This is a genomic window from Flavobacterium sp. GQ95, from assembly GCF_059758655.1.
Genome location: NZ_JCAXEB010000007.1, coordinates 304,648 through 317,673, shown reverse-complemented (window position 1 = coordinate 317,673; position 13,026 = coordinate 304,648). Strand labels below are relative to the sequence as shown.

5 protein-coding genes are annotated in these 13,026 nt (G+C 36.2%); all 5 read right to left on the bottom strand.

The features are described 5' to 3' along the window. The 5 genes from AC6CH4_RS15475 to AC6CH4_RS15455 all read right to left on the bottom strand — a co-directional run bounded on the left by AC6CH4_RS15475 (window position 1) and on the right by AC6CH4_RS15455 (window position 13,026). On the bottom strand, window positions 1-1,533 hold the full coding sequence (locus tag AC6CH4_RS15475) for a sialate O-acetylesterase (RefSeq protein ID WP_498104463.1): 1,533 nt from the start codon (window positions 1,531-1,533) through the stop codon (window positions 1-3). A gap of 669 nt (window positions 1,534-2,202) precedes the next feature. Further along, entirely contained in the window at window positions 2,203-4,146 is a 1,944-nt protein-coding gene (locus AC6CH4_RS15470) for a RagB/SusD family nutrient uptake outer membrane protein (protein WP_498104461.1), read from the bottom strand. Window positions 4,147-4,168: 22 nt separating this feature from the next. Further along, a complete protein-coding gene (locus AC6CH4_RS15465; RefSeq protein ID WP_498104459.1) occupies window positions 4,169-7,288 on the bottom strand; it encodes a SusC/RagA family TonB-linked outer membrane protein in 3,120 nt (1,039 codons plus the stop codon). A 429-nt stretch (window positions 7,289-7,717) separates the two neighbouring features. Continuing rightward, on the bottom strand, window positions 7,718-9,823 hold the full coding sequence (locus AC6CH4_RS15460; RefSeq protein WP_498104457.1) for a RagB/SusD family nutrient uptake outer membrane protein: 2,106 nt from the start codon (window positions 9,821-9,823) through the stop codon (window positions 7,718-7,720). Between the two features lie 44 nt (window positions 9,824-9,867). After that, complete coding sequence (locus tag AC6CH4_RS15455; protein WP_498104455.1) at window positions 9,868-13,026, bottom strand: SusC/RagA family TonB-linked outer membrane protein; 3,159 nt, start codon at window positions 13,024-13,026, stop codon at window positions 9,868-9,870.

The following is a 13,026-nucleotide window of genomic DNA, read 5'->3' as shown; positions in this document are numbered from 1 at the left end:
TTATTTCTTTTGAACTCCCACTTCCCAATCGTCTGTTCTGAAAGGTGATGCAGGTAAATTTTCGTTATTGAATAAATTGGGTTCCGGAACAGCTTTCCAGGCAAAACGAACTGCTGTTGGATTTTTTACTTTTGATGACGAAACCACAATCGTTTTTCCATCAATTTTTGCTTCTGCAGGATAGAAAACCTGATCATTACCGGCAATTTCAAATTCTTTTAAATCTTCTGATGGCTTTTTAAAACCCGAATCTACATCATCAAAAAACAATTGAATTTTATCCTTTTTGATTTTCAAGTGATTGTACGTTGGCCCTGAATATACCAATTTATTCTCGCCGTATGTTTTGGCTTTGGCAATTAAAGCCAATCTATAACCTACAGTTTGTTTGTCGATTGGGTGTATATTGGTCGCATTTCCAACATCAGTAGTAATAACCATTCCGGTATTTGAAATTGTTTTTGACGCAATTAATTGTGCTTCTCTAATGTCCGGATTTTGACCTTTATGTGGTGCGATCTGAACATAATAAAAAGGGAAATCGCCTTGCTTCCATTCATCTCGCCAGCTTTTTACCATTGCTGGAAATAAGCTTCTGTATAAAAATGCTTTTTCGGCATTACTTTCACCCTGATACCAGATTACACCTTTCATGGTGTAATTTACCAAAGGATGTAACATCGCATTATAAAGTACATATGATGTTTTATTTTCTTCTTTTTTCGGCTTTTTTAGTTGGCTTTTAAAACCCTCTATATTGTTTGCCAATCGTTCTTTTTTCAAATCGGCATAATACGTTTCTAATTTTTCCTGAAACAGTTTTTCATTTTTTGCATCTTGTTCCAGGATAGGTAAAAAGTCCGTATTTCCTTCTAAAACCGTTTGAGGAGTCCAGGCTTCGGCTTTTGTTCCTCCCCATGAAGACGAAATTAATCCGATTGGAATTTTCAATTTTTGATACAAATCCCTGCCAAAAAAATAAGCAACTGCCGAAAATGTTTTTATAGTAGATGGTGAACATGTTGCCCAGCTTCCGGTAACATCTTCTAATGGTTTTTGAGAAGCTTTTGTTAGAACTGTAAACAATCTGATGGATGGAAAATTGGCATTCTTAATTTCTTCTTCATAATTTTTCACCCCTGTTTTCCAGGTTCCATCTTCCTTCCCAACAGGGAAATACATATTCGATTGACCAGAACAAATCCAAACTTCACCAATCAGAATGTTTTTTAGTATAATTTTATTGGAAGCTTCAATTGTGATATCGTATGGTTTTTCACTTCCAACTGGTGTATTTACAGTAGTTTTCCAATTTCCATTTAAATCTGCTATAATTTCTACAGGTGTATTTTGCCAGCCTAACTGAATGTTTATTTTTTCATTTGGAGAAGCCCATCCCCATAAATTTACTTTTGAATTTTGTTGTAAAACCATATTATCTGCTACTAAAGCAGGCAATTTTACCTGAGCATGGAGTGTCAATTTAAATCCTAAAATAATGAATAATAAAGAAAGCTTTTTCAAATAAATCATAGGTAATTTAATTTTTATACTAAAGCTTTAAAGATATGTCACTAAAACGATATCGGTATCCTGTTGTGCCCTGTAAATCGGAACTATATTTTTGTTAAAATCACATTCTAATATAGACATGGCCAAAGGTTTGTGCGTACATTAATCACGTATCTTCACCAGGTCTCCCAAGGTTGAAACCTTGGGCTATGTTTGAAGGTACATGTAATGACACGTGTGCAAATATCTGTTTCCTCTGTTAAACAAGTGGTTACTATTAATATGATGAAAAAAAATTGCTGATTATCCATTTTATAGACATAGCCCGAGGTTTCAACCTTGGGTGATATAGTAAAATACAGATATATATATTGCGCTACCAAGGTTGAAACCTTGGGCTATGTTTGAAATATGGTAACGAAAATGTATTTATTTTTTACATTTAGTCCTGCAAATTTACCATGTATTAAAACAAAAAAGGCAGTAACCGAGTTACTGCCTTTTGTAAAATTAAAACCACTTAATTTTACCAATTACCACTTAAATTCCAAACCATTCTTATTGAAAAATTTAATAATCAAATTTACTTATTAAATAACTGATAACTATCCTGTTGTACCCTGCCTTGATATAAAAAAAACCGTCTCAATTTTGAGACGGTTTTCAACAACAAAAATATAAAATAGTATACTAATAACCAGGGTTTTGCATAGTTGCTTTTTCTTCAGCAGTCAATGGTTTGCCGTTTGCATAAACAGCATCAAGAAAAGTTTGAGGGATAGGACGTAAATTATGGAATTCCTGAATATTGGCAGCCGCTTCAATATTGTAAGCTTTTGCTCTTGCAACCAAAGTTTTAGTTCTGCTCAAATCTCCCCAACGGTGAAATTCTCCGCAAAGTTCTCTGGTGCGCTCATTCAGTATCAAACATAACATTCTGTCATAATCACTACCGTATCCCAGTTTTGCAATTACCGCCATATCTTCTGCTGGTAAAGCATTAGTGCTTGCGATTGTTAAACTTGTTGCTGTTGTAGCAACTGCGATATTATTAGATTCGTAATAGGAATTTTCAGGAATGTAAGAAATCGGGATTCCAGCCTGACCAGTTACCGTCCAGGCTGCTGAACCATCTACATAAGCAGCACGATTTTCTCCAGATTTGTAAGCCGCACGAGTACGAACTGTATTGATATATGGTAACGCATCAGCAAATGACGCAGATCCTAATTTTGCCAAACGCACTTTTGCTTCAGCAGCCATTAAATAAGTTTCTGCAGAACGCGCCAAAATGACGTCACGAGATCCTTTAATATTACTTAAATCTATCCTGTTTCCATCCATATATTTGCTTAGAGACGGGAATCTAACATCTGCCATTAAGCCTACTTTATCAGCTGCATAAGCAACATAAGCACTTGGAATTGTTTTTCCGGTTTTTGGATAAACTATAACATCAGTATTTTTAGTTTTGGCAAAACGTGTATCAGCAGGTGTATTTACAATATACATAATTCCTAAATCGCCATTTTTATAAAGAGCTCCTGATTGGTTATTCACGATACTTTTTGTTTGAAAACTTTTCCAGAAACGAGAATCGTTTACATGATCAAAAGTATCATATACAAAATAAGTTGGTGCCAAACGGCTAAATGGCCTGCCTCCTGCAAGATTACGTTTCATTTGAGGCAACTGATCATAAGTAGAAAGGAAATATAAGTGCTGTTGATTTCCTCCCGTAGTCAATGTACTGGCATTAAACTGAGCAGATAAAATTAACTCAGGAAGTTTTTCGTTTGCACCATCTGCAATGGTATAATTCCATAAATTATCATAATTTGCTGCTAATGGATGATGCGAAATTACCTCATCTGATAGCGTAACTACCTGTTGCAAATCTGCCGCTTTTGTAGTTCCGTTCCAGCTGTCATTAATTTCACTGGCACGCATTAAATAGGCTTTTGCCAAATAATGTGCAGCAGCATCTTTAGTAATTTTAGCAGGAGCTCCCGCATTACCCAACAAAGCATAAGCCTGTTTAAAATCTTCGATTACTTGTCCTAAAACTTCTTGCGGTGCAGCTCTTGTAAATTCTAACTGAACAGTAGAGCTTGTCTTCAATTGTAAAGGAACTGCACCGTATTGACTTACTAATTTTAAATAATTGAAAGCTCTTAAAAAGTATCCTTCTCCTAGTGCTGTTTTCTTGATCGCATCATTTGAAGAAACGATATCTGTAGCAGCTTCGATTAATTGATTTGCATTTCCAATTCCAATATATAAATTGTCCCAATTGGTATTTGCAGCTACAGTATTAGCATTTGATACTGTTACAAAAGCCTTGAAACCTGAAGAATAAGAATTCCAAATCCAGTTTGATGGATCTCCTCCGGCGTGAAATTCATCTGTACCGGATTCTGTTGCCGAAAGCGGAACTTCACCTTGAAATTCTGCAGCAAAAACCTGATAATAGGTACCATTTGCTAATGCCAGAATACCTGCTTCGGTTTTATAATAGTCTTTACTATAAGCTGTGGTCAGCTCTTCATCAAGAAAATCTTTGTTGCAAGAGCTTGTTAAAGTCAATGCTGCAACAAGCATTAAATTGATATATAGTTTTTTATAATTTTTCATAATGATCTTTTTTAAAATTAATTTAGAATTCTACATTTAACCCTAAAGTCATACCTCTGTTTGACGCTGTTGTCTGTGTATCCAAATCAGTCCATTTTACTTTTGTGAAAATCATACCGGGATTTGTTGCCTGACAGTATAATCTCAATTTAGAAAGTCCTAGTTTTTGCACTAAATCTCTATCGAAATGATATGCTAAGGAGACATTTCTCATTTTTAAGAAAGAACCACTACGATATCCTAATATTGGGTAGTAAGGATCTCCTGTACCTGCAGAATAAATTGGTTTTTGATATTCAGCATTGGTATTATTATCTGTATAATAATCGATTGATCTTTGACTTCCTTTAGCTCCTTCGTTTTCTCCTAAAGTATCATAATAATACCCCATACGTCCATAGATAAAGAATGATAATTCTACATTTTTATAAGTAAAAGTATTCGTTAATCCCATGATATATTTTGGGTCTTTAGAACCTATAATCACACGGTCATTATTAGCATCAATTTTATAATCACCATTTTGATCTACTGGTCTTGCATTACCAAAAGTAAATATAGTAGAACCTGCAGCTGCATTGAATTTTGCCATTTCGGCAGCATCTTCAGGTTTCCAGATTCCGTTTGATTCGAAACCATATATCACATTTTGCGAATTCCCAATAAATAAATTATTAGTGATATCATCAAATTTTCCATTTTGCAGCGATACAATTTTACTTTGTTGGTATGAACCATTAAAAGTAGAAGTCCACTCAAAATCTTTTACTGTTACGTTTACTGTATTCAGAGTAAGTTCTACTCCGCTTCCTTCAGTTTCACCAACGTTTTGATATGAATCTTTTGCACCATTTACTGTTGGAATACCTCTTTTAAACAATAAATTAGTTGTTTTACTTGTATAATAATCTAAAGCACCTGATACTCTGCTGTTAAACAATGAAAAATCAATCCCATAGTTGAACTGTGCTGTTTCTTCCCAGCCCAAATCTAAATTCCCTAATGATGTATTGTTAACAACACCAGATCCGTTTGGATAAACGATTCCTGTCAACGGAGGCTGAGTACCGTAAGCAGCAATTGCAGAATTTCCGGTAACACCATAACCAACTCTCATTTTTAATTGGTTAATCCAGGATACATCCTCAAGAAATTTTTCTTTATTTAATACCCATGCTCCGGAAGCACTTGGAAAAAACGCTTCTTTATGCCCTGGAGCTAATTGAGAAGCCGAGTCACTACGAAACGATCCGGTTAACAAATACTTATCTGCAAAACTGTAATTTACCCTACCCATATAAGAATATAAACCCGATTCTATTAAACCGGAAGAATAACCTGCAAGAGTTACATTAGAAGGAGTCAAAGCATTCCATTTGTTTCTTGGATCTTTTATATCATTAGCTGACATTGCACTTTGCTCATTATGATATTGTGTCTGACTTAATAACAAAGTACCACCAACAGTATGATTACCAAAAGTTTTGTTATAAAAAAGCAAGTTATCTAATGTATATGAAATTGTTTGTTCTTTGGCTAAAGAAGCAAAACTTGTTCCTGAACGAATCGCTGATTTACCATCTAAAAAAACACCATTACGGTAAGAAGTAAGATCAGGACCAAAATTTACACGGTATTTTAAACCGTCAAGTTTAGAATTGAAACCACCTAAATCAAATTGTGCATATAAGCTACCAAAAGCACGCATTGTGATACGTTGATCCTGAGATAATTTATATTCATCAACAGGAGTTCTAATCGTTGAATCCCCTCCAGGACTATCAATTCTGTTTCCGTTAAGATCATAAGGAACTGCGTAAGGGAGGTTTGTACGAGCTGTTGCGTATATTCCCGTAGAACTTGTAACAGCAGTTCTTCCTGTGTTTGACTGTCCGTATTCATTTATACCATAACTAGTATTAATGCTTACTCCCATTGAAAACCATTTTGTTGGTGTAATATCAACATTGGCAGTACCACTATAACGCTTGTAACTTTGCCCAAATAATGTTCCAGTGTTGTTCAAATATCCAAAAGAACCGTAAGCCTTCATTTTTTCAGTACCACCACTTACACCTAATGTATGCTGTACTGTAATTCCGGTACGGGTTACAAATTTGGTCCAGTCTGTAGTAGCTACTTTAGAACCATCCCAGGTTCCGCCAGCCCATCCTCTCTCGATGTTTGCCCATGCAGCCGGATCAGCAGAAGCCAGGAAAATTAATTTATCATTTTCTATATTTGGTGCATCTCCTTTTGGAAAAGCACTTGGGTTAGAATAATATCTTCCCCAACGACGAAAATCAATATATTCTCCGGCAGTCATCATTGGAGCATTTTCATGTATCTCTTCCGTTACAATTGAGGTGTCATAATTTAATGTAAATCTTCCGTTTTTTCCTTTTTTTGTTGAAATAATAACCACACCATTAGCACCTCGAGAGCCATAAATAGCTGTAGCAGAAGCATCTTTCAATATATCGATTGATTCAATATCTGTAGGATTTAAAAAGTCAATTCCTCCTGAATTAGCATCAACACTATTTTTTCCAGTTGTTGCATCGGTATTAAGCCTTGTATTTAACGGAATACCGTCTACTACATAAAGTGGTTCATTGGAAGCCGAAATAGAACGGGCTCCACGAATGGTAATACTCGCAACAGTTCCAGGACGCTCATTAGTAGTAACATCAACCCCGGCAGCCTTTCCTTGTACCGCCTGAACAGCATTAACAACAGGTCGTGAAGCAATTTCTTCAGCACCTACGCTGACAATAGATCCGGTAAGATCTTTTTTCTTCTTTGTACCGTAACCTACAACAACAACTTCCTCAAGAGAATTATCTTCTTCTTGTAATAAGACATTAACAGTAGCCGCGCTTCCAACAGTGATTTCCTGTTTTTTAAAACCGATAAAACTGTAAGTAAGAACATTTCCAGGAGCAGCATTGATAGAATAACTACCATCAAGATCTGTACTAACTCCATTTTGGCTCCCTTTAATGAGGACGTTTACTCCTGGCACCGGTAGTCCTGATGCATCTTTAACGGTACCTTTAACTACTTTGCTCTGTGCGTAGCCTGATGCATGGAATAATGCGATCATTGCTATCAGCAACAGAACACTAAATTTGTTTTTCATAAAAGTTAAAATTTGGTTAATTAATTAGTTAATCAAATTTATCCAGAAGTAAACTCCGTAGCGTCCTGTAGTATCCTGTATAGTACAATACTATCCTTCTAACTTACAGTGTTTTACAATATTTGTTTAAGTTTTTTTTAACCATAAAAACCTTCAAAGCATTGATTTTCAAGTAAAATCCATTTAAAAAAACAATAAATACACATATAAAAATCAAATATTATTATTTTTCAACATACCATAATTTTGTTCAAAATTTTTTATTAAATAGAAAAAATATTACTAAAAACACTACATATTTTACATTTTAAAAAACCTTATAAAAACTTACTATTAAATGCTATGAAATTGTATTTCTATTATTCCTGATTAAACATAAAAAAACCGTCTCACAATTGAGACGGTTTAAAAAAAACAAAAATTTAAATATTATTTATAACCTGGATTTTGCCATTCTGCTTTTTGCGAAGCAGATAAGTTAGAACCATCCTCATTCAATAATCCATCAATAAATGATTGTGGAATTGGACGTAGCTCGTGTTTATTGGCAGTAATATTTGTGGCTGCCTCAGCATTGAATGCTTTTGCACGTTTAATAAGCAATCCTGTGCGAGATAGTGTTTCCCAACGTTGCCATTCTCCTAATAATTCGCGAGTTGATTCATTAAGAATAAAGTTTATTGCACGTTCCTTATCTGTTGCAGCACCAACTTTAGCAATAACCGCCTCGTCTTCTGCCGGCAGGCTACCAGGGAATGTTGTTAATCTTAAATCAGATGCTGTTGTTGTAACAGGAATCGTTGGATTAGACAAATAATACGTATTCATATCTAAATTTGAAGCCGTAAAGTTTGTCGCATTCGTTCCTGTATTTAAAGCATTAACTTTAAACGCCTGAGAACCATCATTATAATAAGATCTATTTTCTCCAGCTTTCCATTGTGCTCTGGCTCTCACTACGTTAATATCCTGCATTGCATTTCCGAATTGGTTCAAACGAACATAACATTCTGCGCGTACTAAATAAGTTTCAGCAAGACGAGCCATAATTACATCGCGGTGCGCATCACCTCTTTCAGCAGTACGAGAACCATCTTCTGTTTTATTGATACCAGCGAAGAAGTTACAAATTGGCTGGTTTTTAAATGTAGGGGCAACATAAGTTCCGTTTTGATACAATACCAAAGAGTTTGGAACAAATTGTCCTTTTTTAACTGCTAAAGTTCCTGAAGTAGGAGTTTGTCTTGCTCCTGTATTCCATTCTGGTAAACGACCCGCTGCATCTGTCCAGGTTGGACCCTGAACTGTGGCACCAAATTTAGCAGTGTTATAAGTATTGTCGTTTTTAGTATTTAAAATCATTACAATAGCCGGATCTCCAATTTTAACTCCAGCCGGATTAGGAGTTATCACAGTATTTGCTCCGTAAACAGTTCTAAAAGTTTTCCACATACGAGCATCATTTACGTGATCAAAAACCGAGTACGTATATTCTGTAGGACGACAACGTTGAAAATCCATACTTCCAATCCAAACACCACGTTTTACCCATCCTCCGGAAAAACTAGAAAACTGAGGAGCAAAATAGTTATAAGTACGGTTTCCAAAACGACCCACTGTAGCAGCATCACCATTGTGACCAGCAGCCATCAAAATTTCATTCAATTGCTCATTCGGACAATCAATTCCTGTCCAGTTTGCATATAAATCACTATAATTAGGTGTTAATGGACCACGCGCTGTAATAGCATACGAACAAGCATCAATTGCTTCTTTAAGATCTGCATCTTTGTAAGCGCTATTCCAGGCATCATTACGCTCTGAAGAACGGAACAATAATGATTTTGCCAAAAAATGTGCAGCAGTTGCTTTTGTCCAGGTAATACCTTTTCCATAAGTAAAAACTTCACCCTCAAAAAGACTATAGGCATTACGGAAATCAGAGATTACCTGCTCCCAGCATTTCTCTTCTGAAGCGCGCTCATAGTTACGAACAACTCCTTCAACAGGTACTGTTTGAAGAACAACACCTCCATACTGCGCAACTAGCCTATAATAATTATACCCTCTTAAAAAGTAGGCATGAGCCAAACAACGATTTCTCACTTTTAGATCCGGAATTACTTTTTCCGCCTTAGCAATGATCGTGTTACAAGAGGCAATACCATAGTACATTTCATCCCAAAGTGCATCTGGGTTAGTTGCATTTCCATTAGCCGCTCCCGTTGCTGGTGACGCGCCTACTGGTCCAAAGCGGTTATCATAGGTATTCCACATTTCGTTGGTAAGGTCATTTGCATTGGTAAACTCATCGGTACCATAAAGCGTATTTCCATACGACCATTCAAAACCAAAATGCCAGCGGATATTACCATAAAGAGATACTGTTAAAGCCTGAAGACCCTCCGGAGTATCAAAATAAGCGGTCGAATACGCATTTGTTTGTTCTTCATCCAGAAAATCCTTTGTACACGAGGTAAAAGACAGTCCCGCCATTAATAAAAGACCGATTCCGATATTTTTTATATTATTCATTTTTTTACTTTTATTGTTATACTTCAATTCGCCACAATATATTATTAAAACCCAACCTCAATACCCATAACAAAACTACGATTGAAATAAGTTTTATCCGTGTCAAAATCATACCAGTCTAAAGATTGGTAAATACTTCCAGGATTTACAGCTTGCACATAAAGTTTCATGTTTGCCAATCCAACTTTATTTGCAACATCTTTAGATAAATTATAACCCAAAGAAATATTACGAATTTTTACAAATGATGCCTTTTGAAAACCAACAAGTCCAGAAAATGGATCTTGTGAACCTGAAGATGCCTGTCCAAGAATTGGTTTTTGGAATTCAGCATTTGGATTATCCGGAGTCCAATAATCTGTTTCACGTTGATTAGAATGAGCAGTTAGCGCTTCTCCTTTTAAATCACTGGTATATCCTGTACGTCCGTAAAGGTTTATTCCAAGATCAAAACCTTTGTAAGTAAAGTTGTTATTCCATCCCATGGTCCAGTTAGGATTACTATTACCTAAAACTACACGGTCGGCAGCGTCCATTTTATAATCACCATTTTGATCTTTAGGACGCACGTTACCAGGTGTAAACTTATAACTATTAGCATTCCATTTTGCCATTTCAGCAAGATCTTCAGGAGTGTTCTGCCATATACCCTGATAATCATACCCATAACGAACATTGATTGACTGTCCAATGAACCATGAGTTACTTACCATGTCTTGTGCGCCATTTGCTAGACCCACAATTTCGTCTTTTTGCCACGCGCCATTTAAATTAGTTTCCCATGTAAAGCCACTAGCAGTTTGTATTGGAATAAGATTTAGCGTTACTTCGACCCCATGGTTTTTTGTTTCACCAACATTTGCAACGATATAAGGATATCCTGAAACAGTTGGTGTTTTTACTTGTAATAACAAAGCATCCGTACTAGATTTATAAGCATCAATAGTACCACTGATTCTGTTATTTAAGAAACTAAAATCAACACCAACGTTATATTGTGTGGTTTTCTCCCAACCCAAACCTTTATTAGGCATCCCAGTCTGACTATTGGTATAATAAGGCTCATTTGTCGTAAAACCTGGCTGATTGCTCATACCGTTAAAAGGAAGGAATAACTGACTGATATTTCCGAGTGTCCCATAAGGATCAACTGAAGAGTTACCAGAAACTCCAACACCTAAACGAAATTTTAAATTCTCAATCCAATCTACATTTTTTAAGAATTCTTCGTTATTGATACGCCAAGCCACAGCCGTAGAAGGGAAAAAGTCCCATTTATGTCCATCAGACAACTGCGAAACTCCATCCCAACGTCCTGAAACAGTCAATAAATAACGGTTATCAAATCCGTAATTGGCGCGGGCCATATAAGAAGTAATTGCACGTTGATTAAGACCAGAGCTCATACGTGCATTATTAGCAGCATTTGTAGCATCTACCGATCCCATTGCATTCCATAAAAAAGAAGGCTTAGGAATATTATTAGCGCTCATTTCAGAAGTTTCATAATCCCAGGATGATGCTGTTTGTAACAAAGTTGCACCAACTTTATGCTTAGTTGCAAATGTACGGTCATAGCTAATAATATTATCCAGAGTCCATGAAAGATCACGACGATTTTTAAGACGGGCAAAGTTAACACCTGTACTACCATTTGAATTAATTTTCAGAGATGATGTTCCATCAATATAAACTCCTTCTCTCCAATGACGAAAATCAGGTCCAAAATTTATTTTATAACTAAGTCCCTCCAATGATTTGGTCATTTTACCAAAATCTAAAGTAGCAGAAAAATTAGCCAAAACACGCATAATTTGTGATTGCTGCGTACTTTTATCCCATTCATTCATAATGGTATAAATACCCGATTCACCACCTGGATTAATAATCAAATTGCCATTTGCATCATAAGGAACAGCAATATTATAAACAGATTTAGCAGCTCCGTAGATCGCATCTGGCGCTGTACCACTTCTTGCATTCAAAGTTGACATACCATAATCTTGTTCACTCCATGAAACATTAAAAGAGGCATTCATTTTAAACCATGGAACCGGAGTGATATTTGAAGTCAATTTTGCTGTATAACGTTTATACCATTGTCCTTTTTGAGTACCCTGGTTATCCAAATACCCTATAGATCCGTAAGTGTTTACTTTTTCAGAACCTCCACTAGCACTTATAACGTGCTCCGTACTTATTCCTCCCTGAGTTACTAAATCGGTCCAGTCTGTATTGGTTACTTTTGAAGCATCCCAAGTTCCGCCGGCCCATCCTTTTAAGACATTATCTCTTGATGTTTGACCGTCTAAGGCACTATCAAAAATCAATCTGTCATTTGCCAAAGTAGGTGTAGCCGGATTAGCATATTTAGTTGGATCCAAATTGTAGGCTGCCCAACGTCTGAACGTGATAAAATCAGAGGCGCTCATTGATGGTGATCTGTCAACAATTTGAGAAGTAGTTACTGTACCTGCATAATTTAAAGTAAATCTGCCTGCTTTCCCTTGTTTGGTTGTTACAATTATAACTCCATTTGCACCACGGGATCCATAAATTGCCGTAGCAGATGCATCTTTAAGAATATCCATCGATTCAATATCTCTTGGATTAAGGGTTTCGATAGCAGACCCAGACAACAATGGCACACCATCTACAACATACAAAGGATCATTAAGATCTTTAGTTGTAGAACGATTCCCCCTAATACGCACTGTACCAAGAGATCCAGGGCGCTCGTTTGTGGTTATATCAACCCCCGCAACTTTACCTTGTAAAGCCTCAGTTGCACTTGAAACAGGCCTGTTCATTAATTTCTCAGCTGAAATAGTTGAAACTGATCCTGTTACATCAGATTTCTTCTGAGTTCCATAACCAACAACAACAATCTCATTCAGTTGTGATATTTCTTCAGCAAGTTTTACATTAATTTCTGAATTTTGTCCAACAGTCATTTCAACTGTTTTTGAACCAGTAGAAGAAAAGACCAATACCTGACCAGCACTTGCGTTAATTGAGTATTTCCCATCAAAGTCAGTACTGGTTCCTTGTTTTGTTCCTTTTAAAAGCACATTTGCTCCTGGTATAGGTAATCCCGAGGCATCTGTAATTGTACCTTTAACAACTTTGTTCTGCGCATAACCCGATGTCTGCAATAATGCAAACAGGGCCAAAATCAGCAAAAGACTAAATTTGTTTTTCAT